General features: G+C 54.4%; 18 protein-coding genes. 2 read left to right on the top strand and 16 right to left on the bottom strand.

The window, feature by feature from the left end:
* Positions 1 to 33 precede the first annotated feature (33 nt).
* A complete protein-coding gene (gene dinB / locus C8R31_RS11825) occupies positions 34 to 1,203 on the top strand; it encodes a DNA polymerase IV (protein ID WP_107694275.1) in 1,170 nt (389 codons plus the stop codon).
* Positions 1,204 to 1,290: 87 nt separating this feature from the next.
* Here dinB and C8R31_RS11820 read toward each other — a convergent pair whose 3' ends face one another.
* The 8 genes from C8R31_RS11820 to C8R31_RS11780 form a co-directional block, all read right to left on the bottom strand.
* Positions 1,291 to 1,551 carry a hypothetical protein gene (locus C8R31_RS11820; RefSeq protein ID WP_258192687.1) on the bottom strand — a complete coding sequence of 87 codons (261 nt, stop codon included), beginning with the start codon at positions 1,549 to 1,551 and terminating at the stop codon, positions 1,291 to 1,293.
* A gap of 195 nt (positions 1,552 to 1,746) precedes the next feature.
* Positions 1,747 to 3,399, bottom strand: coding sequence for a hypothetical protein (locus tag C8R31_RS11815; protein ID WP_107694274.1), 1,653 nt, complete (start codon positions 3,397 to 3,399; stop codon positions 1,747 to 1,749).
* A gap of 133 nt (positions 3,400 to 3,532) precedes the next feature.
* Complete coding sequence (locus tag C8R31_RS11810; protein ID WP_107694273.1) at positions 3,533 to 4,573, bottom strand: phytoene/squalene synthase family protein; 1,041 nt, start codon at positions 4,571 to 4,573, stop codon at positions 3,533 to 3,535.
* A 397-nt stretch (positions 4,574 to 4,970) separates the two neighbouring features.
* Positions 4,971 to 6,227: a PQQ-dependent sugar dehydrogenase gene (locus C8R31_RS11805; RefSeq protein ID WP_107694272.1), complete on the bottom strand. Its 1,257-nt coding sequence runs from the start codon at positions 6,225 to 6,227 to the stop codon at positions 4,971 to 4,973.
* 419 nt (positions 6,228 to 6,646) lie between these two features.
* Complete coding sequence (locus tag C8R31_RS11795) at positions 6,647 to 9,055, bottom strand: penicillin acylase family protein (RefSeq protein ID WP_107694270.1); 2,409 nt, start codon at positions 9,053 to 9,055, stop codon at positions 6,647 to 6,649.
* 90 nt (positions 9,056 to 9,145) lie between these two features.
* The gene (locus C8R31_RS11790; RefSeq protein ID WP_107694269.1) at positions 9,146 to 9,652 is read right to left on the bottom strand and encodes a DUF1499 domain-containing protein; all 507 of its coding nucleotides are present in this window, start codon (positions 9,650 to 9,652) and stop codon (positions 9,146 to 9,148) included.
* 171 nt (positions 9,653 to 9,823) lie between these two features.
* Positions 9,824 to 10,132, bottom strand: a complete 309-nt coding sequence (locus tag C8R31_RS11785) for a cytochrome c (protein WP_107694368.1) — start codon at positions 10,130 to 10,132, stop codon at positions 9,824 to 9,826.
* Between the two features lie 145 nt (positions 10,133 to 10,277).
* Positions 10,278 to 11,087 carry a carotenoid biosynthesis protein gene (locus tag C8R31_RS11780; RefSeq protein WP_107694268.1) on the bottom strand — a complete coding sequence of 270 codons (810 nt, stop codon included), beginning with the start codon at positions 11,085 to 11,087 and terminating at the stop codon, positions 10,278 to 10,280.
* A gap of 284 nt (positions 11,088 to 11,371) precedes the next feature.
* On the opposite strand from C8R31_RS11780, the gene C8R31_RS11775 reads away from it, so the two are divergent.
* The gene (locus C8R31_RS11775) at positions 11,372 to 14,455 is read left to right on the top strand and encodes a transglycosylase domain-containing protein (RefSeq protein WP_107694267.1); all 3,084 of its coding nucleotides are present in this window, start codon (positions 11,372 to 11,374) and stop codon (positions 14,453 to 14,455) included.
* Between the two features lie 524 nt (positions 14,456 to 14,979).
* On the opposite strand, the gene C8R31_RS11765 is transcribed toward C8R31_RS11775, so the two are convergent.
* The 8 genes from C8R31_RS11765 to ubiB all read right to left on the bottom strand — a co-directional run bounded on the left by C8R31_RS11765 (position 14,980) and on the right by ubiB (position 22,620).
* A complete protein-coding gene (locus C8R31_RS11765; RefSeq protein ID WP_107694367.1) occupies positions 14,980 to 15,183 on the bottom strand; it encodes a DUF2905 domain-containing protein in 204 nt (67 codons plus the stop codon).
* Positions 15,184 to 15,743: 560 nt separating this feature from the next.
* Entirely contained in the window at positions 15,744 to 16,415 is a 672-nt protein-coding gene (locus tag C8R31_RS11755) for an alpha/beta hydrolase (protein ID WP_107694265.1), read from the bottom strand.
* Positions 16,416 to 16,632: 217 nt separating this feature from the next.
* Positions 16,633 to 16,944 (bottom strand): ferredoxin, encoded by a 312-nt coding sequence (locus C8R31_RS11750; protein ID WP_107694264.1) that lies wholly within the window; start codon positions 16,942 to 16,944, stop codon positions 16,633 to 16,635.
* A gap of 61 nt (positions 16,945 to 17,005) precedes the next feature.
* Positions 17,006 to 18,085: a PotD/PotF family extracellular solute-binding protein gene (locus C8R31_RS11745; RefSeq protein WP_107694366.1), complete on the bottom strand. Its 1,080-nt coding sequence runs from the start codon at positions 18,083 to 18,085 to the stop codon at positions 17,006 to 17,008.
* Positions 18,086 to 18,133: 48 nt separating this feature from the next.
* A complete protein-coding gene (locus C8R31_RS11740; protein ID WP_107694263.1) occupies positions 18,134 to 18,925 on the bottom strand; it encodes an ABC transporter permease in 792 nt (263 codons plus the stop codon).
* Position 18,926: 1 nt separating this feature from the next.
* On the bottom strand, positions 18,927 to 19,838 hold the full coding sequence (locus C8R31_RS11735; protein WP_107694262.1) for an ABC transporter permease: 912 nt from the start codon (positions 19,836 to 19,838) through the stop codon (positions 18,927 to 18,929).
* The gene (locus C8R31_RS11730) at positions 19,831 to 20,916 is read right to left on the bottom strand and encodes an ABC transporter ATP-binding protein (RefSeq protein ID WP_107694261.1); all 1,086 of its coding nucleotides are present in this window, start codon (positions 20,914 to 20,916) and stop codon (positions 19,831 to 19,833) included. Before C8R31_RS11730 ends, C8R31_RS11735 begins: the two co-directional genes overlap by 8 nt.
* Before the next feature lie 186 nt (positions 20,917 to 21,102).
* Complete coding sequence (gene ubiB, locus C8R31_RS11725) at positions 21,103 to 22,620, bottom strand: ubiquinone biosynthesis regulatory protein kinase UbiB (RefSeq protein ID WP_107694260.1); 1,518 nt, start codon at positions 22,618 to 22,620, stop codon at positions 21,103 to 21,105.
* Positions 22,621 to 22,746: the final 126 nt, after the last annotated feature.

Genomic DNA, 22,746 nt, shown 5'->3' with positions numbered 1-22,746 from the left:
GCGATTTAGGCTCGCCCCGCTTTTCCTGACGAAATGGAATTAAAAGGGCCCCGTCGCATCGCTCATCTCGATATGGATGCGTTTTATGCGTCGGTCGAGTTGCTTCGCTACCCTGAGTTACGCGGACAGCCTGTGGCGATCGGTGGCCGAAGCGATGAAAGCCCGGTGCTTCTGGAGGACGGCACTCGCCGTTTTGTGCGGCTGCGAAATTACGCCGGCCGTGGCGTTGTGACTACTGCAACCTATGAAGCTCGCGTTTTCGGGGTTTCCTCCGGCATGGGCCTGATGAAAGCTGCGCAATTAGCGCCGGATGCAATTTTGCTTCCCGCCGATTTCCGCGCTTATCGTCATTATTCACATCTGTTTAAAGCTGCGGTTGCCAGTATCGCGCCCCACATCGAAGATCATGGCATTGATGAAATCTACATTGATCTGAGCGGTCTGCCCGAAGAGTCGGGGACGGTTGCCCTGCGTATCAAACAGGTGGTGCGGGAAAGCACGGCGCTTTCCTGCTCCATAGGCATTGCGCCCAACAAACTGCTAGCCAAAATCTGCTCGGACTTGAACAAGCCGGATGGCCTCACCATCCTGGACTTTACAGATATTCCTGAACGGATCTGGCCTTTGCCGGTCGCAAAAATTAACGGAATCGGCCCCAAGGCAAACCAGAAGCTGGCGGCCCTGGGCATTACTACGATTGCCGAACTGGCCGAGGCGGACCCCGGTTTTCTTCAGTCAAACTTTGGCCGCAGCTACGGTCGCTGGCTGCATGAGGTCTCGCACGGGATCGATGATCGCTCGGTAGTTACCAATGGGGAGCCCAGGTCGATCAGTCGTGAGACAACATTCGAGCGCGACCTTCACGCGCGGTATGATCGCCACATCCTGTCGGAAGTCTTTACCTCACTTTGCGGCGGGGTGGCGCACGACCTCCAGCGCAAAGGTTATGTCGGCCGAACCATCAGCATCAAGTTACGCTATGACGATTTTCACACCGTGACCAGGGACGTTACATTGCCTTTTCCAACAGCCGATGCTATCGCCATTCGGCGCGCGGCCGAGGACTGCCTCCGACGCGTGCCGCTCAAGCGAAGATTGCGTCTATTGGGCGTGCGCGCCAGCTCGCTATCGTCGGGCAGCGTTGCAGAAAGCGGGCCCCTTCCGCGGCAGGAACAACTTCCGCTGGCGTTGGGGAACCTCTGAACAAGTCCCCCCGAGGATGGGATGTGGTTTTGGGGGCGTCTGCCTTGTCATGCTCTTGGCGAAGGGATCCACTGTGATGTTGCCGAACTAAGCCTCAGGTGGCGGTTTGTTTTTTCGGAGCCAACGAAAAAAGAAGACATAAATGAACGCGGGGATAAACGGAAGAATCCAGGGTAACATCTGCGAAAGCAAGGCAGCATAGAAACTATTCATGTAGCGCGCGTTGGCCGAAGCGCATGCTTCGGCACCAGGAAGGCGGCAGGCCAACTCGATTTCCAGCGATACCTGAGCATGGGCGCGCCAAAGCCAATACGACATTGAGGCCGCAAAAACGATCAGCAGCAGCATAAACGGTGTTATCCAGCGTTCTTGTCGCGATGTGGGTTGCATTTTGCTATGGTCCGCAATTGTGGATACGCGAATCCCAGCTGGGCTCAGGGGAGGAAATCGCGTACCGAAATGATTATTCACCTTGTTCCAGCGCCTCGTCCGGGCGAATGATGTGCCCCGGCTCAAACGTTGTCAAGCGCACCCGTCCAGTTCTCAGGCGTTGCGGAAGCGCGTATATTTCAGGATCAGGATGACCAGCAGTGGCAGTGCAAACCCGATCGCGGTCACTAAAATCAATAACAGTCCCAGTTCGCTGTAATCTGCAGGAACGACGATCTGACCCGTTTCGGGGTCCTTTACCTCGCGAGTCACGACGAAGATCTGGTTCATGTACTTCGTTGCAAGCTGCGAAGCGGACAGGGCGAGGTTGGTGAACGACGCCATCACCGCAAAAAAAGTCGCTTTTAGATTGTCTGGTGCCGAGTTGGCGATCCAGGCAAGCATCGGAATCATCGCGATCTGCCCGAGAGGTGATTCCAGCGCGGTATCGATCACGGCAATAAACCGCGCATCCACGACGCCGCCGGTCAGGGCAGCGGTCCACTCATGCAGTCCGAAATACATGCCAATGGTCGGCAGCGATAGCAGTGTCCCTGCCACGGTTAAAAAACCTACGATGTACGCAATTGAGCGTTCGGCCATAAAGCGGCGGAAAACAAACATTCCGAAAAGCGTCAGAATCGCGCCTATTAGCGATAGGGTGGCAAGGAATTCCTGGTCGAAACCGAGACTATCGATCATCCACCATGTTGAGCCGGCGCCCGGCCCCGGTATGGCGCGGAACACAAATATGAGAACGGCGGTGCCAACAAGCACGTTCCGCGCTTCGGGTTGCAGTTCCCCCGTCAATCGCCACATCAGGAATAATACGATGGCCATGGAAATGGCGAAGATAATTTCCTCTCCACCCGAAATACGGCTGAGGCCGACGCTCAGCGATACTGCAGTAAAGGCCAGTCCGCCGCCCAAGATCCACCAGTTTACCGGTGGCGGTATGGTGTCTGCGCCGAGCATTGCTTCACTTTCTGCACGGCTGTGCCCTTGCGCCATAAACCGCGCCAAGTCCCGGCGCCTTAACCACGCGGCAAACACAACCCCGCACACTGAAACAAGCGGAATGATCAGGGCGAGTTCGTAGACATATAAATAGGCAGCCGCTTTCTCCGACTCGGGCAGCTCCCCCACGCCTCGCAATACGAAAACGTTAACGACGGAAACCAGTATCCCGCCCGTAATGATGGCGACTCGACCCAGGGTCTGCATGGTGACGTGCATGGACTTCCGAGTTTCCGGCGACAGCGGCTGGCCATGCTCATCCACTCGCGGCACTGCTTCCACCGTCATCGCATCGGCCACTACGTCCTGAAGTACGTAGCCAACGGGCGCTAGCATTGCAGCGGCTATGTACCATGCTTCAACTGTCGCAACTGCCCGCATGGCCTCCGGATGCCCGAGAAGGCCGATCATGATCAGCACGCTCAGTGTGATCAGACCCGCGCCCATGTACACGAGCAAGCTTTTCCAGCGCCACAGCAGGTCAACCAGATGACCTAGCGGCATCTTCAGCGCCCACGGCAGCATCATCCAGAACCCAAGTGCCGCCAGAAACTCGGCGGAAAGTCCCAGCCGCTCCTTGACGTAAAATGTCCCTACAATCGCCGTGAGACCGGAGATGCCGGCCGCGGCGTAAACCATCAGCGGGGGCAGGTACGACAACCGCATCTCCCGCCCGAGCGCGAGGATGTTGGCATCGAGCCAGCGGCCGACCGTCGAAACAAGACCGGTGGTAGGTGTTACGGTTGCCATGAAGTCGGGTTTCGCATTGCCGTGTTACCGATTGGGAGGCGTGTGGGATGAGTTTTTAGCCGCCGCTAGGACTCACCTTTACCTTGCTTCTACGGTGGCGATCCGTCGCTACAATACTGAGCCCGGCTGCGGGTCAGACAAGCTGATCTCTCACGTGATTCCAGTAAGAGGTTGCCACAAACGCGTTCGCGCAGGTTAAGGTCGTGATTGCCATCACCCGATATACAACGCTCCGGGGTACCTTGACATTCACCGCAGGGTTCAACAAATCCTCAGCTGCTGCGACTCGCTTCAAGGTCTCCCCGGCCAATATTATCGGCCAGATGCAGGCCAGCCGCTGGCGGATTTCAGAAACGGGGATGGCCATGGTATAGGTCCAGCCTTCATCCAGGTGTTCCATCGCCAGCGTGATAAGCTTACGCAGAACCGGCCTGAACCGAGGCAGATTAGCTTCGACCAGCAGATCCGCTGGTTTCAACCCTGCTTCCGTGAGCAGCGATTCCGGCACATAACAGCGCCCATTTCGCAGATCCCGGGCGATATCCTTGACGATATTGGTAAGTTGCAACCCTTTGCCGAACCTCACGCCGACGGCCGACATCTCATCGACATTCCACCGCTCCATTCCCGGGCGGTGCGCGCAGACCATCCTGGTCCAGAATTCGCCAACACATCCCGCGACATAGTAAGTGTACCGGTCCAACTCGTCCAGTGTGGAAAAAGCAGCGAGCTGTCCGCTTGATTCGGCGTGAAAGCGGGTCAAATCCATCTCCATGCCCTGCGGCAGCACCGTCATCAACCACTGAATTCGCTGGCGGTCGTCGCTGGGGAATCTTTCATACACTTTGAAACAATCTTCCAGCTGTTGCAGCAGAATGCTTTCCCCGGAATCCTTCTGATGAGGAACGAGAGCTGTTTGAATCTCTCGCACTGCCTCCCAGTCAATCGCGTCCGTTTTAAATTGATCCCGGAACTGATTCAGGTATTTCAGGCGTTGCGCACGGTCGATCAGGTCCGTGTCGGCAATGGTATCGGCTGCGCGCGCGAACAGATAGGACAAACCCATCTGATCACGCACGCCATCCGGCAGCACGTTGAGCGTGAGATAAAACGAACGGGAAACCTGCTTCAGAATCCCGTGCAGGAGTTCATGTGAGGCGGCGTACGTGCTCAAGGATAGGAATTCCGAACTGCTAACGTGCCGAACAATACAGGTTGCCGAAGCTGAAGGTCAAGAGCTGTCCATAGCTGGTAAGCGTCATCGCGGTATGGGGAGTAGCGAAAGAGGCTGCTGGGATGGCGTCCTTTTGACGAGGCGCCGTCACAACGGGCAATGCGCTCTGATTGCCCACGCCTCGATTGGCGCATTGGAATATGTCCTATTCTAACGGCTTACGATCGGGAAATATAGTTTCGGGGGTGAAACGGGAAAAGACGGGGCAAGCCGAGACTCTGCTTGAGGCGGGTGGATGGTCCCCCCACCAGAATTGGGGGGAAACATGAATATTACTGCTGGAGCCGCTTGCGTCGCGCCCGTTCGTGTCGAGCCGCCAGACAGCTATCTCTGAGAATCACAATGGCATCGCTGGCGCCGCGATTTTTTGCCGGCGCCGGACCCATGCGGAAACCAAGGCCATGCCCGCCAGCATCATGGCCCAGCCCTCCGGCTCCGGTATGGCGGAGATCATTCCTATCTTGCCGCCATCAAAGCTCACCAGATAGAGGTTGCCAAATCCATCCTCGCCAAAGGAAGTAATGGATCCGGAAATACCGGTCGGAGAGATGAGTTCGGCAGTGCGGTCGGTAAGTTCAGTAATGCCACCGCCTTCAGTGAAGCGGAAAGAAGTGACTTTGTCGGTTGCAAGGTCCGCAAAAAAATAGGTTCCCGCCAGTCCGTCAATCGTCTCGCCACGGTATACGTAACCGCCGATAACGCCCGCACTGCCTTCGTTGTTATATTCGAAGATAGGTGGCGTATGATTCGGCACCGGAGGGTCATCCGGGAAATTTACTAGAGTACCCTCGAACTTGCGCCAGCCATAGTTGGCTCCGGCTGCGCCGATATTGATCTCCTCGCGCTGATTCTGACCAACATCGGCGATATAGAAAGTACCGGTTTCCCGATCGAAGCTGTCGCGAAATGGGTTGCGTAAACCCGAGGCATAAATTTCAGGGTTGCCGGTCGTGATGTTGCCGCTTGGGATGCCATAGCCGTATTGGGTCGGGTCGGCAGGAAAACGATCAGCCGACACATCGACCCGTAAAATTTTGCCGAGATTCTCATTGAGATTTTGCGCCCGATTCTGAGGATCATTGGCAGACCCGCCATCCCCAGTCGCGATATAGAGGTTCGTAGCTTCTCCCGGGCGAAAACCGATCCATCCAGCCTTGTGATTGGCGAATTCAGGCTGCGCGACGGTCAGGATTGTCTGGGCCGTAGCCGTATCGGCGACGTTGGGTAGTGACGCGCTTGCCTGATAAGTCGCTACCACAGTATCAAGTGTGGTCTTATCTATGTAATCTACATAGAAGCGCCGATTGGTCTCAAAGCCGGGATCAAACGTCATGCCCACAAGGCCGCGCTCGCCAGTAGTGTCGACCTTGGCCGACAAATCAAGGAACGGAGTCGGCAGCACAGCTCCGTTTTGCAAGACTTTGACCAGGCCGCCCTGCTCCACGATGAATAGCCGCGAATCTCCGTTGGGCGCGGTCGCAAACAAGGGCCGATTAAATCCGCTGGCAACGACTTCAGTTTTAAGAGGGGGAATTGCTGCGGATACGAGGTTGGTAAAACCCGCGGCGAACAAGGTAAAAATTATTTTTTTCATGATTGTTCCTTGATTCGAATTTATGAGTACCTGCCTGTTACCTGAGGGTAGCGGCTGTGTCCATAGCGTTGGCGACTGCGGTCGCGTGCCCGCAATCTTCTCACGCTATCTTGGGCCATTTGTTATGGCGGAAGATATGGGGGAATACAGCTCAGGCGCGTCCATCTTCGTTTTATTACAAAACCCGATCGGGTTCTGTGCGGTGGCGAACTTAAAGCGAATGGTTCGGTCGCTCCATGTAGAGCCGGTTTTCCCCGGTAAATCGCCCATGAAAAAGGAGTTAGTGGGGGCGCCTGTGAAGGGCGGCATAACGGGTTTACGCGCTCTCTAGGTGAATTACGCACTCCGTTGGCAGGATAGAGCAGGCAGCAGAATTGACGTCATCCGTAAATCACTGCAGAGCGGCTGTGTAACCCGGGTCATCGCGCCTTTGCGGTCGGGCGGAGGTATAGCGTTTGCTCGGGGGGCCCTGGGAGAAATGGAGTCTGTTCGCCATTAACCCAGCTGGCGTGCCCACTGCCGTAATAGGGGGAGAGAGGATGTCCACTCTGGCCGCCCGGCATTGCAAAATAGCCCTGCTCTTCACGGCCCGGCGACACCGCGAAACGGTTGGAAGCGCCGAAGTCGGGTGATTGCACCCGTGGCATCTTGCTGTCCCCAGGCAATTCGACCCGTGGCATATCGAGCCAGTTAGCGATCGGCTCGGGCAGGGCGCGGCTGATGGGGTGGCGGATGTTTGCCGTATTGTGTTCTCCCCAAGGGCGTGCAGCGATGCCGCCAGGTTGCTGTTGCATCCGCTTCGCTACATTTTTGGCGCAGGCGCGCAGCAAGGCTTCCCAGTCAACATATGGTGACGGTAACAGATGCTGGGGACGGTGCTCGATCAACATCCATACGGGATGTTCGGCCTGATTCAAGATCGGCATAGCAAAGGTCTGATGTTTTTGCCGGACCGCTGCTTCAAAGCCCTCGAGCGCGCGGTGGATCGCCTCCTGACGGAAGGCGCGCACAAGGCGGTATGAAACAGAAGCCGTAGAGGCGTGTCCATCCCAGTCTCGCAGCGCTTGCTGCATCTCGGTGCGCCAAGGCGCTGCTTCAGCGCGGCTCAGGGTCTGGTCCAGAAGTTCTCGCCACCGGTTCAGGAATAGCGCGCGGTCGTCGAGCTGAAGTTCCAGCATAGCAGCCGGGGTGAAGTGCTCACGTTCATACAAACCGTCGCGTATTTGTTTCGCACGCGCGCCAAGATCATATCCGCCATCGCCAAGTCGTTCGAGCATAAGCCCTTCGACAGAGCGGGCATTGGCGCTCCACAGGCGCCGTGTTGAGGGGGCCAGAATGAGTGGATATTGCGCTGGAGTAAGCCAGCCCTGCCATCCTGTGTCCGGATGGCTCCAGTCCGCGGGAATTGTTGGATCGTATCCGCCCGCTCGCGCCGGGATGCGTCCCGCGATGGTCCACGCAATCTTCCCCTGCTTGTCCCCAACGATGAAATTCTGCGCCGGGATGCCCGCGTTGTGTGCAATTGAGACCGCTTCGTCGACAGTTTCGGCCTGCTCCAGATCGGTAAGCGCCATATTCACGGAACCCGGCCGATGGGCGGTCCATGCCTGTGCAAGTGGCGTCCCGTCGTGGTCGGTCGATAGAATGGGACCCCACTCGGTCTCGTAAATATCGAGCGTTTCATCCTGTGCTCCACGCACATGCAAAACTTCGTGGTGAACGGTAATAGCTTTCCATCCAGTTGCGCTTCTGTAGCGCAAGGCGTCGGTTGGATGGCGTGCGACACGAACCCAATCTATAAAATCACCGTAAGTATTGGTAAAGCTCCAGGCAATCTTGCGATTGGAGCCGACGGTGATTGCCGGCGTACCGGGAAGGCTGACACCGATGATGTCGTTCATGAGTCCGGGGTCGCGGGAATTGGGATAAATCAAGCGCGTGCGGAACCATATATTAGGTACACGCAACTTCAGATGCATATCGTTTGCGATGAGCGCAGCACCGCCGGCGAGTGGTCCGGCCACCGCAAAACTATTGCTGCCCGGCAGCTGATCAACGGACTCATCAAGAGGTGGTCCGTTTTTCGGGGATATGAGGGCAGGGTCGAGCTTGCGAAGATCGAGTTCGTCAGGAGACGGGGGTTCGGGCCACTCAAGCGCCGCCCCGATCAGCGGCGCATCCCATGAGCCACCGCTTGCTGTCAGGAAACGGTAGGCGCTTTCAGGCAGTGCCGCGCGCATGGCAGAGAAGGCAATTTCGCGCGAGTCATTGACATCATTCAAGGTAAAGTACATGGACTTCACGACCAGTATACTGTCTTCGCTGCGCCATTCGACCGGACGTGTGCGCGTCAGGAGATACGGAAAGGGACGGATGGCAAGTGCGCCCAGACCTTGATTTACCCCGTCACGATAGATGTCCAGCAGCTGTCGCTGTTCGTCCGGCAACGCGTCCAATATCGCCGCGGCGCGTGAGCGCATGCGATGTCTTCGCGCCTCCCGGTCCGACGGCAGCGCTGCTGGTCCAAATGTCTCGGCCAATTCGCCGGCTGCCCGGCGCCGCATCAGATCCATCTCGAAAAAGCGCTCCTGGGCGTGGACGTAGCCCAATCCCCAGATCATTCCGAACCGATCCTGCGCGCGTATCGTTACAGTGCCAAGGCTGTCGCGTTCCACAGTTACAGGTTCAGTCAGGGCGCTGACATTCACAGTGCCGCTGTATTCCGGCAGGCTGCCGTGCAGTAACAACCAGATGGAGCCGGTCGCCAACAGCGCCAGCATGAATACCGCGAGTACTAGCCTGTATCCGGTGCGAAGCGCAGTAGTCATAGCGGATAAAAGAGATCGAGCCCACGCAGTGCCGCTGGATTATTGCGGACGGATGGTGGCCGAGTCTGTCGGTCTTTGCACCGGCAGGATTTAACGGAGGAGGTGTCTGGAATTTTGCAGCTTTTGCCGGATGAATTCGATACGTTTACGGTTTACGCCGAGATCAGAGCTTCCCAGCCGCGACGCCGATCGTACCTGAATGACCCCCGCAGCCAAATCGAACCAGAACTCCGCGTCGTCCACGTATTTCATTAGACGGGTGGTGAATTGTGCGTACAGGTAGCCGGGTTCCTTCTTGACTATTTTTGCGCCATCCATCGCCTCCACAATGTTGGCGATCCGGTCCAGTGCAGCCTCCTCGGGTTCGCCATTAGCTGGCAGGGGTGCGATATCCGCGTAGCTGCGCTGTGGGTGATCAGGGTAGAGCGAAGCCTGGCTGGAAACACTGTTAGGCGTTTTCGAGGGCGGTTTGAGCCTCCCTTCATGCAAACCGAGATCGGTAGGCGGAGTGCCTTTTAGCAGCCCAAGTTGACCGGCGAGTAAGCCCGCAATAACAACGAGGGCGACGATGATGATCGCCCACTTGACCATCACCATGCTGGAGAAAGCTGCCCAACGATGTGACAGGAAATAAAACCGACTCGCACCTTTGCCGAAGTGGTGATCATGCTGATTATTCCGTCAATCGTTAAAGGAGGCATGCAGACTGGATTCAATCGTCCCGGCCGCCGCGTCAGCTCATCATTGGCAACCGTTATTCATACTGAGCTACTTGGTCTTGCTATTTGCCAATATGAATTCTGCTAGACGTTGTGCGGGTTCACCCTTAATGTTTGGAAAGGCGGGCATTCCCATGCTGCCTTTATGAACTTTCCCGATGATCGCATCCTTATTCGCCATTGCTGTGTTTAAAGTCATGACGTTGCCAGCCGCTTCCGGTTTGTGGCATTTCGTGCAGTTTGCATAAAATATGTCTTCTCCGCTAGCGCTCTCGGCCGGCGTATAGTTATCTGTCTTCGAGCAGCCAATTAAACCCGCAGATGCAACAGCGATTAACAATAAGGTGATTTGCTTCATTTTATGCTCTGCTCCGATTTTTTTTACAATATAAACCAAGTTTCCAGGGCAGCATTATATCGCCCCAAGGACGGTTGAGGTACTTGTATATGATGGGACAATCAGTTGAGGAACTCTCGACTCGAAGGCGGATCAGTCTGCTTGCTTAACTCTTTGCCGGCAGGTATCCAAAAAGCCGAAGTGCAAGCAGAACCGTGACGGGAAGATAGATAAATACGCCAGTTGTTCCCAAGAGAAGTTCTCCGATCCAGAAGGTTACGGCGAGATTGAAGATCAATACGCCGTAATAAAGGCCGCACCCGAGAAGCACCGGCAAAGTTACGTGTGGAGACGCTGCTCCGGCTTGGCCAAGTCTGCGATCCAGTGGAAGGTATGCTCGGAGCGAAAGCAGGCCAACGACAGCCCAGCCGATGTAGTTTGCTATCGGAACCCCGAAGTGCGTACCGGGTTCCGGGTAGTAATAGATGCGGCCTAGAAACCATCGTTCTCCCTGAAGAGCGATTGGATCAATGATAATGTCGATGAATGTAAAAAAAAGTATTGTAAGCACCATCACCGGCCACCCGGTTCTCGTAGTGAGCGGGAACTCCAGTCTGATTATCGGAACGCTCCATCGGGATTTCTGAGTACTCGTGGAAGGCAGGATAAAAGCCAGCGACATGCAATAACTGGCATAGAGAAGGAAAGGAAACGAGAGCGAATCCATGAAGGGCACATCAGCGATGTACAATTCCTGCCCGGCTGTCGAACCCGTATAGTGATACCAGCCGAAGGGGATACCAGTGCGGGTGGAGGAGAACTCACACAAAAATGCCACGACGTAGGTGATTCCCCAGAAGCAGATCGTCCGCCGCCAGCCAATCAGCCGACTGGCCGCGAATAGAAACGCAGCAAGGAAAATGAAAACATAGGGGCGAAGAACTATTGTGTTAAGTATAAGGCTGAGATATTCCATCTAATGTTCCGTCAATTCCGTGGATGGGAAATTCTGAATCACCAATAAACTTGCAGTGCACGGCAGATCGCTTGTGTTGTACGTATTTTGGACGCGCTGCTCTTCATGCATCGGGTTGAAAAACGTTCCTAAATTGCCGTAAATCATGGACGAGAGGCACTTTTCCAGCACGCGCATTAAGCCATAAAAGCAGCCAATTCAGAAAGCTGTTAAATGCTCTTCTTGCGCTGTGTTTGTTTACAACAGTAAGTACCTGACTACATGCTATTTATAATTATTTTATCGTGAGGCGTGTACTCAAGCTTTTCGCTTTCACGGTTCTAATCCTGCTTCTGGTTGCGCTTTCTATCGCAGCTTTCCTGCTCTACCGGGAAGCGGAAACGTCTGCGTATCAGGCGCGTCATCTGACGACGTTGCTTCAGGACGTGCGCTGGGAAATGCAACCCGGGCGAAGCGATTTGCATCTCTCCCAGGCCGGGCCGTACGATATCCGCCTGGGCTATAGCCGACTGCCGGAGTTGCTCCAGAGTTTGACAAAGCATGGCTTCGAAGTACAGGCTCAAGCGCGAGTATCGCCGCGAATGCAGGAACTGGTCGAACAAGGCTTGTTCATCCCTTACCCGGAGAAATCCCAGGCAGGACTGGAAATTACCGCAGGAAACGGGAAGCAATTGTATCGCGCCAATTTTCCGGGCCGCGTCTACGATCATTTTGAATCGGTTCCGTCAGTGGTGACCGACAGCCTGCTTTTTATCGAAAACCGTGACTTGCTTGATACAGCCCATCCAAAAAAGAACCCGGCTGTCGACTGGACTCGGTTGGGGAAAGCAGTGATGGATAAGTCGATCCAATTTTTCCGAGAGGAACATGATGTGCCCGGTGGAAGCACGCTTGCCACACAAATCGAAAAATATCGCCATTCCCCCAATGGCATGACGATGAGCGCAGAGGATAAGCTTCAGCAGATGGCATCCGCTTCAGTGCGGGCTTACCTGTATGGAGAAAATACATTACCGGTTCGGAAGCAGATCGTAGTCGATTACCTCAATACGGTCCCGCTTGCGGCCGCTCCCGGATTCGGAGAAACGAACGGACTGGGAGATGCATTGTGGGCGTGGTATGGCATGGATTTTGATGAAACCAACCACATCCTTCATTCACGCTTCGTTCAAGGAGACGCGCTTGTCGAGACTGCGCTACGTTATAAGCATGTGCTGAGTCTCATGATCGCCCAGCGGAGACCTTCCTATTATCTGCTTGCTGGCCGTAAGGAACTCGCTGAGCTTACCGATAGCTACCTTCGAGTATTGGCTCAGGCTGGTGTGATAGAGCCCGGCCTCACTAATGTCGCGCTCAAACTACCGTTGCGTTTTCGTGATACCGCGGCGCTGGACGAAGCGAGGAGTTTCTCGGCGCAGAAGGCGGTGAATGCTGTTCGCGTGCGTATTGCCACCCAGCTCGGGTTGCGGCGATTATATGACCTGGATCGGCTGGACCTTTCAGTGCAGAGCACGCTCGATGCAGACCTTCAAAAAAAGACTACCGATCTGCTGCGCAATCTCAAGGACAGCGAGTATGCGCGGACGGCGGGTCTCTACGGACACCGCATGCTGGAGACAGAAGACCCTGGAAAAATCATATACAGCTTCACGCTGTCGGAATTAACCCCCCAAGGCGCCAAGTTCCGCATCATGGCGGACAATTTTGAGCAACCGTTGGATATTAACCAGGGCACCAAGCTGGATCTGGGTTCAACGGCAAAGTTACGTACGCTGGTGACATACCTTGAAATTATCGAAACACTGCATGGAAAATATGCAGGATTGGCACCAAACGCGTTACGAAAACAAGATATTGATCCGAGCGACGTTCTCAGCCGCTGGGCAGTCGGCTACCTGTTGCAGGCCAAGGACAAGAGCCTGGCCGCAATGCTGAACGCGGGCCTGGACCGCAGGTATTCCGCCAGTCCCGAGGAACGCTTCTTCACTGGAGGCGGACTGCATGTTTTTCATAATTTCAAGCGGCAGGATGACCGCCAGATTTTAAGCGTGCGGGAGGCGACACTCAATTCGGTCAATCTGGTATACATCCGCTTGATGCGCGATATCGTGCGTCATTACATGTTTCAGGTCACGGGTTCGTCCGCAAAAATCCTGAAGGACGTCAGGGATACCGGCCGCGGGGAATACCTCAGGCGCTTCGCGGATAGGGAGGGGAGGGAATTCATCCACCGGTTTTATCAAAAATATAAGGGAAAAACAGCGAACCCAGGCCCGGCAAGCGAGATATTCTTTGCCAGCTTTCGGCACACACCCCGGAGGTTGGCAGCCGCGTACCGCTATGTTTACCCGGCGTCTACGTTCTCACAGTTTCAGGCATTCCTGACCCAATACCTGCCCGGTTCCAAAGGCCTGACATTCGCGAAGCTGCAAGACCTGTACGACGAATATGCTCCGGGTAAGTATTCACTTGCGGATCAGGGCTACATCGTGACAGTCCACCCACTGGAATTGTGGCTGGTTCGCTACCTGATTTCGAACCCTCATGCTCAGTACAAGGATGTGATCGAGGCCAGTGGAGGCGAACGGGTAGCTGTCTACCAGTGGCTGTTCAAGACGATACACAAGAACTCCCAGGATGTCCGAATTCGCGGCCTGTTAGAGCTTGAGGCCTTCCTGGAAATTCATCGAAGCTGGAAACGCCTGGGCTACCCGTTTGATTCGCTCGTGCCCTCGCTTGCGACAGCGATCGGCAGTTCAGCTGATCATCCCGCTGCGCTGGCGGAACTGATGGGTATCATCCTCAATAATGGGCTTCGCGTACCTAACGTGCTGATTGAACGCATGCGCTTTGCAGCGGATACTCCGTTTGAAACCCTTGTCGAGCGAGCTCCCGTTCGGGGTGAACAAATGTTTTCGCCTGAGCTGGCCGCGGCGTTGCGGAGCGTTCTGGCGGACGTTGTGGAGACGGGTACAGCTTCCAGGCTTGCGCGGGCGATCGTAGAAGAGGATGGGGCTGAAATGCTGATCGGTGGAAAAACAGGAACCGGGGATCACCGCCATATTACCTTTTCGTCGCCGGGTGTCATAAAGGAATCCCGTGCTGTCAATCGCTCCGCAACGTTTGTATTCTTCATCGGGGATCGCTTCTTCGGGACGATGACTGCGTTTGTGCCGGGTGCAGAAGCGGCGAACTATACATTTACCTCGGCGCTGTCCACCCAGGTAATGAAACACCTTCTACCTACCCTGAAACCACTGATAGATAATGCTCAGCCCCTGCCCGAACAAGGCTCAATGGTGCGGGCATCGTCTAAAAACCGCGTGCCAAAAGAAACCAAGGAAAAAAGAGAAATGAGCTCGAGCTGAGAGGGTGATGCGGATGAATACAAGTTGTATCGAGGCCACGTCGCGCCAAGCGATCAAAGATTGCAAAACTGATAGCGATTCGGCATTTCCAGGGGCGGGTCCGGTGGTTCACAGTGCGTGTGGGGATGTGTGGCCTGGATATTCGTGCAGATACCATCCTCAGTCATCGCTATTGATCCATTGGAAAAAAATGATAATGCCTAGAATCAACCCGAGGGCGAGAATCGCTTTAACGAACTCTTTGGCGAACCAGAACACCATCGATTCATATAAATCCACGTTTATCCTCTCTATCTGAACAAGTTCTTTCAGGCGATACCATACCAGCCGAGGTAGAGTCAGGCTAGGGGCCGGGGGGGTACTCCCCGCCGTATCCAAAGTCCTTTGGCGACGCTCTGAGCCTACCGCAATCGCCGTTCGCCGACAGGCAGCCGGACTAGCGATCTCCGCGAGAGCCAATTTTACCAGCTCATTTACTACCTGAGCGATCCGCGCACGTCTTGTTCAGATTCTCCCGGATCTGTTTACTTTCGGAACCACCACCAGAGCAGCAACGATAGAATCAGAGATACCAGCAGACTGGTAGTCAGCGGAAAATAGAAGCTGAAATTCTCCCGCTCTATGCTGATATCTCCAGGGAGCCGGCCAAACGGCAATTTAGATAACCAGGGCCATGCCAAGCCGGCAACCAATAGCAATATGCCGAGCAGGATAAGTATACGTTGCATAGAAATGTGCTGATTCCCGGTTGGCGAGAGAACCATGAATCCTGCCGATAAGCGTAGGCGGTTTATTACCAAAGATCAATTTTGCATCACATTCCGTATTGGTGATCCCGAATAAAGCCGCACTGCTTTCCCGTATTTTTCTCTGTCGCGGCTTCTCCCCGTTCGGGTTCGACTGGGAAAATAAAGTTCCCAGCCTCGAGGTCGGTCCAGAGGCCAACCTCACCCTTTATGATAATTGCGACTTTCAAGACCAGGTTAAATCCATAGACGCGAAAACGAACGCGCCCGAAATGTCAAAACAGATGGGATTTTTTTGACAACTTCAGATCAATGATGCTGAGATGTATCTGAGTCCTGGAGCGTTGCCCGAGGGACCGCAAGGCGGGAGGGATCGGGCAGTGCAGGAGCTCGCGGCCGCGGGGTTCGCCAGATGAGCGCTGAAGTATCGAATTCCTTAAACATTTGAATCTTCGCTTTCGTGGCCATTCGCGCAGCGTCATTCGGGGAGCGTGGCTCGCTATTGCGTCATTGCTCCAAACTGTTTCGACGGAACGTATTCGTCACGGCCGGCACCAATCCAGAACGATGTGTTTGAGAATATGCAATCGCCGGTGAAAGAAATGTTCGGCTCCTGGAACGACAACGACAGGTAATTCCTGAGGAGCTGCCCACTCCAGCACAGACGCGAGGGAGACTACGTCATCCTGATCGCCATGAATGATTAGAACGCGTGCGGGCGTCCCTTCGAACTGTTTGACGTCGCGGTGGGCGACGGGTGGAGCGTTCAGGCGCTGAACCGCCGGCGCCACCATAACCACCGTTTGCGGCTTGAGGTGCTCCGCGGCGTATGCCTGAACCGCGCCGCCGAAAGAAAACCCGGCCAGCAGTAACGGCGGCGGGGCGCTAAAACGATCAGCAAATCTGTTTTTCGCCGTTTCGACCACCGCAAGCACGTCTTCCACTTCACCCGAACTGGTGTCACCCGCGTTAATGTCACCTTCGCTTTGTTCCACGCCGCGAAAATTGAATTTGACTGTAATAAATCCTAAATCGAGAAATGATTTGAACAGGGTATGTACTACCTTGTTATTCATGGTTCCGCCATACAGCGGGTGAGGGTGTGCAATCACGGCGATACCGCGCGGCAAAGGCGAACTGGGCTCAGCCAGAATCGTTTCAAGCTTGCCCGCGGGCCCATCAGAGAATATTTTCTGAGTACTATGCTCGTTCAACGGTACGCTCAGCCAGTTAAATAGGGTCGTGTTGTCGTTCCGCCCCGATATGCGGTCGACTTGAAAAGAGGGATTGACTCGAGATGGGGTTAGGTGGCCGGGTGCTGGGTTACTTCAATGCGCGTGATCGCGTGAATCTTCAAGCCAGGCGATACCGTGCTCTCAGAGAAATATGTAGAGTTACCGAGTGAAAGGTATCCGTCGTGAAAAGACTCGATCAGATTCGCAACCGTTCCACGACACGGCCGTTTTTCAGGTGCTCCTCAATAATCTCGTCAATATCCTCCTTATCCACGTACGTGTACCAAACGCCTTCGGGATAAACCACAATCACGGGCCCTTCATTGCAGCGGTCGAGGCAGCCAGAATTGTTGATGCGTATTCTTTTGCTTTTGCTATCTAGCCTCAACGCCTTGACGCGTTCCTTGGCGTAGTCGCGCAAAGCCTGGGCGCCAAAATTGTTGCAACATAATGCGCCTGCCTCGCGCTGGTTCACGCAGAAAAATACATGCCGCTGGTAATAACTCATAGGAATAATTGTGCGTAACATTCGATATGAACGATAAAACGATTATACGGATCGTCAATGGCTATCTCAACTTGATTTCAGTCCACAAGCGGCTCAGCAGGCGCCGCTCCTTTCGGTCAAGGTCTCGCAACATTTCCAGGCGGGGGAGCAATTCGGGACCGGGAAATATCGCGGTGTTGGTTGCAAGTTCCGGTTGAACGTACTGCATCGCGTCAGCGTTTGGGTTGCCCGAACCCAGGTGGTTGGTGAGTTCGGCGGAATTTTTTCCTTCCAGCATGAAATTGATGAATTGATGGGCCAGGTCGGGGCGGTTTCCACTTCTATGCAACACCATGCTGTCGAGTGCAAGAACCGCGCCCTCATTTGGAGTCGAGTATCCAATGGTGAATGCTCTTCCGGTTTTTTTTGCATCAAGCGCCGCCTGAAACATGTCATTGGAATACCCATGCGCTACCCATAGGTTTCCCGTGGCGAGTTCCTTGATATAGCTGGTATTGCTGAAAGCCGCCCAGTAGGGCTTGGCGCGAACGATTAAATCTACTGCTTCCTTCCAATGCTTTTCATCGGTGTCATTTATCGAATAGCCAAGGTATTTAAGCGCCGCGGCCATCAATTCACGCTGGCTGTCGAGCACGGTCACGCGCCCCTTGATCTTTTCGAGATATCTTGGTTCGAAAATTATTGCCCAGGTGTCGATAGGCAGGCCCAGTTGTTTTATTTTTTCCTGGTTGAAGCCAAGCAGGCTGATTGTATAGGCGTAAGGGACGGAATACCTGTTGCCGGGATCGAACGGCGTATCGAGGTATGAAGGGTCGATGTTTTTCAGATTCGGCAATAACGACTTATCCAACGGCTTGAGGGCGCCTTGCCGAATCAGGGTGTCCATCGCATTGCTGGTGGGGACGATGAGATCGTAACCAGTCGCGCCGGCTGCGAGCTTTGCCAGCATTTCCTCGTTGTCGGAGTAATAATCCTGAGACAATTTGCAATCGCAGAACTTCTCGAAGCGCCTGACCGTTTCGGGTGCGATATAGTTATTCCAATTGAATAGATACAGCACATTCCCGTCTTTTTGGGGAAAAGCGACGTTCTCATTCTGACCGTTACACCCGGAAGTGAACGCGATTAGCCACGCGAGCATGAAAATGAGCGGCGCCAGAGGCCGGTAGAAACGTGCGGTGCACATAACTTAGCGCGACGTTTTCATTTCGCTCGATGAAGCCCGTAAGTCGAGCCTTGCCGCGATAATGATCATGACCAGGGTAAGCAGCATCAGTAACGTGGAAATTGCATTCACTTCAGGCGTCACCGCGACCTTTATCATGGTATAGATCTGGATGGGCAGGATGGGTTCGCCAACACCCTTGGTAAAGAAAGTAATGACGAAGTCATCTATCGAGAGTGTAAACGACATCAGGGCTCCCGCCACCACCGCCGGGGTGATAAGCGGAAGCGTAACCAGGCGGAACGTTTGCCAGGAGGATGCCCCAAGATCTCTTGCCGCCTCAAAAAGACTCTCGTCCATGTCCTGAAGCCGTGCCCGCACGATAATGGCGACAAAGCCGATGCAGAATGTGGTGTGGGCGATAATGATTGAAACCATGCCCAGCGTTAAATTAAGGACTTGCAAAAAGAATAACAGCAGCGCCACGCCGAGAAGGATTTCAGGCATTGCAACCGGAGTGAAGACCAGCACCGGCAAAACTTTAAAGTTGTATCGATGGATTGCCAGGCCCGCCATCGTGCCCAGTACGGTGGCGCTGAAACTCGCGCTTAGCGCGATGATCAGCGAATTCCCGGCCGCTGTTAGCATCTCGGAGTTATTGAACAACGCCTTGTACCAGGACAAAGTAAAGCCGACCCATTCAGCATTCAGTCGGGAGTCATTGAATGAATACACGACCACAATAACGAGAGGAATATAGAGGAAGGCGAAGACCAGCGCTGCTGCCAGCCCCAGCCAGATATCGCCGCGCTTCATGCTATGCCCGCTGCCCGGTAGCGGGTCGCGCGAGCCATGTGGCCAGTGCAGCGACAGATAGCACTGCCAGCGTTAGCATGATTGAAAGCGCCGAGCCGAATGGCCAATCGCGGGTGCCGAGGAATTGATCCTTGATCAGGTTGCCGATAAGAATATCACCCGTGCCCCCGAGTATGTCGGGAACGGCGAACATGCCTAACACGGGGATAAATACGAGTGCGGAGCCTGAAAACACACCCGGCAGGGATAGGGGCCAGGTGATCCGCCAAAACCGCTGCCAACTGTTCGCGCCCAGATCCTGGGCTGCGTTCAGAAGCGACGGGTCGTGCTTCTCCAGGTTGGTGTAAAGCGGCAGCACCATAAATGGCAGATGCACGTACACCATGCCCACCAATACCGCAAATGGCGAAAACAGCAGTGTCACTGGTCCAACGCCGAATACGCCGAGAATCCCATTAACAAAATGGCTGAGGGCGGATTCAGGCCCGAGAATGATCATCCAGGCATAAATACGGATAAGAAAATTGCTTGCGAACGGCAGGACCACCAGCAGGACCAGCAGGTTACGGAAACGTTGTTCGCTGCGCGCGATCAGCACCGCCAACGGATAGGCCATGACGAGACATATCGACGTGGTGGCCGCCGCCACGCCGAAGGATTTAAGGAAAATTTCCGCGTAAAGCAGGTCGCTGAAGAAGAACTGGTAGGCTTCCGGCGTGAAACCATGCTCGCTATCCAGGTTTCCCGCAGGCGCCGCGAGGGGGGCCAGGCCGCCAAACTCGCCCGGGAAGCGGAACGAAGTCAGAATCATGATGAGACTGGGGCCGACAAAAAATACTAACAGGAATAATAGCGGGGGACCGCCGATCAATAATCTGGCGGCGCGGCTTTCCCTGGTTTCTCCCTTACTCATGCAAAAAAATTCCTGCGTCATGACGCCACGAGACCGCCACGGCATCGCCAACCTCGTAAAACTTGGCTCTTCCCGGCGAGGAATTGGGCAGTAACGCTTCGATATACGCCCCGTTGGAGAGCTCGACGATATAAGTCGTGACATCACCGACATACAGAAAATCGTGCACTTTGCCCGGAAAATGATTTTTCAGATGAGGTTGTTCCGAAGGATGCGATATTCGAACCTGTTCAGGCCGAATTGCAATCAAGCCGTTGTCGCCTGCTTTCACCCCATCTTTACCTGCAGTGATAACTTCCCCTAATGCAGGGATCTCAAGTTTCAGATAAGACGGCGCGGCTTCCAGCACCCGTGCGCTCATCATGCTGATCTTGCCAATGAAATCCGCTACGAACCGGTTTCCTGGAAAACCGTAAATTTTTGAAGGCTCGTCAACCTGCTCGACGGTGCCACGGTTCATCACTGCTATACGATGCGACAGCGCCAATGCCTCATTCTGCGCATGAGTTACAAAAATGAAAGTAATCCCCACTTCTTTCTGAAGATTGATAAGCTCGATCTGCATTTCCTCGCGCAGCTTTGCGTCGAGCGCGCCCAGCGGCTCATCCAGCAACAACAGCCGTGGCCGATTAACCAGACTTCTTGCCAATGCGACACGCTGTTTTTGTCCTCCCGACAATTCATGCGGAAAACGGTGGCCGAAATTCGACAAGCGGACTCCGTTCAACGCCTCGCCGACTCGGACTTTTATTTCCGGTAAAGCCTTGCCCGCCATCTTGAGCGGAAACGCAATATTGTCTGCAACCGTCATGTGAGGAAAAAGGGCATAGGTCTGGAATACAGTATGAACAGGCCTTTTTTCCGGCGGCGTACCAACCAGATCCCGGCCGTCAAGCAGGATTTGTCCCGAGTCGGGAAGATCGAAGCCAGCTATCATCCGTAACAGCGTTGTTTTTCCGCAACCCGACGGACCAAGAAGAGTGAAGAATTCGCCCGTCTCAACGGTGATCGTCACATTATCGACGGCGATATAGCTGCCAAAGCGCCGAGTAACATTACGGATTTCCAGTAGCGCCATCGTCGTGCCAACAAAAAAACGGGGATTTTACCAAAATTCACCCTGTCTCAATGTTTGAGATATTCTGGGGACGGGTCAAGTGGGGAACGTTCTACGATCGGTGCAGCTATCAAAGAACGATGGGGCGGTGGCTGAAGTTTTACGCCGCCGTAATAAAGGCTTGGAGAAACGGACCAAGTTGTTCTGTCACCATAACCATAACTGCCACAGCAGCAGCACTGCCAGCAAGACTGCGAGCATCGCCAGCAAACGACTCTGGCGCCGCTGTTCAATGAGCATCTCGCTGATTTTTTCATCCATCGCCTGCGCGCGATCGTCGCTTAAGGCGTGGTGCAGCAGACGTGGAAACTGGGGGAATATGACTGCCCAGCTTGATGCCTCCTTGTTCATGCGGCGGCTGAATCCACGCCAGCCGAGCTGATCAGACATCCAGTTTTCCAGATACGGTTTTGCGGTAGTCCACAGATCGAGATTGGGGTCGAGATCGCGCCCAAGTCCTTCGATATTCAACAGTGTTTTCTGCAGCATGACCAGCTGAGGCTGAATCTCCACATTGAATTGGCGTGAGGTCTGAAACAGTCGCAGCAATACGCGGCCGAAAGAAATTTCGCTTAGCGGCTTATCGAAAATCGGTTCGCATACAGCGCGGATCGCGGTTTCAAAATCATTAACGCGAGTGTCTTTCGGCGCCCATCCCGCTTCAACATGGGCTTCCGCCACCCTTTTATAGTCGCGCCGGAAGAATGCCAGAAAATTTTGCGCGAGGTAATTCTTGTCCTCGTCGGTGAGGGTACCCATGATGCCGAAATCCACCGCTATGTAACGGCCATCGCTACCCACGAAAATATTGCCGGGATGCATATCGGCGTGAAAGTAGCCATCCCGGAATACCTGGGTAAAAAAGATTTCCACGCCAACCCTGGCAAGTCTCGGAATATCGATACCCTGTTCGCGCAGCTTCGCCACCTGGCTGATTGGCGTTCCTTTGACGCGCTGCATCACCATGACAGTCGAATAGCAGTAATCCCAATAAACCTCTGGTACCAATAATAGCGGCGAGTCGAGAAAATTTCGTCGCAACTGGCTGCAGTTGGATGCCTCGCGCATCAAATCCAGCTCATCGTCCAAGTGTCGCGCGAACTCGGTCACCACCTCCCTCGGTTTCAACCGCTTGCCGTCGGGCCACAGGGATTCAACCAGCAACGCACCGGTTTCCATTAATGCAATGTCGTGTGCAATCACGGGAGCAATGCCGGGACGAAGCACCTTAACCGCCACCTCTGTGCCATCGTGAAGTACCGCGAGATGAACCTGCGCGATCGAAGCGCTCGCTACCGGCTCGGCATCGAAGACCAGAAAGACTTCATTGACGGATTTCCCATAAACCTGCTCCAGGGTAGCCAGCGCGATGTTGGAAGGAAACGGAGGAACCTGATCTTGCAGTTTAGCCAGCTCGTCCGCAATATCCTGTGGCAGCAAATCGCGCCGGGTGGAAAGCATCTGGCCAAATTTGACAAAAATGGGACCCAGGGCCTCCAGCGCCAGACGAAGGCGTTCACCGCGAGCTTTGTCCAGCCGGCGCCAGAACGTGGCGAGTTTGACGACTGGCCGTACAAAGCGTAGCCGCTCATGGGCAAGAAAAAATTCATCCAGGCCGAAACGGAACGCTACAGTCAGAATTGTGAGAAGACGAAGAAAACGCATTTATTCTAATGACGGCAGTTCGTCTGTAGTTAAGCACCACTGAACAAATATAGCGACCGGCGATTAACCTTAATTTGCCAGCGCCTGTCCCAATGTAACCCAGCGGTGCGGCAGGGTCTTCTCAGT

The organism is Nitrosospira sp. Nsp2, from assembly GCF_003050965.1.
Taxonomy (GTDB): Bacteria; Pseudomonadota; Gammaproteobacteria; order Burkholderiales; family Nitrosomonadaceae; genus Nitrosospira.
Note: the sequence above shows the minus strand (reverse complement) of the source record. Positions and strands in the feature narration are given on the sequence as shown.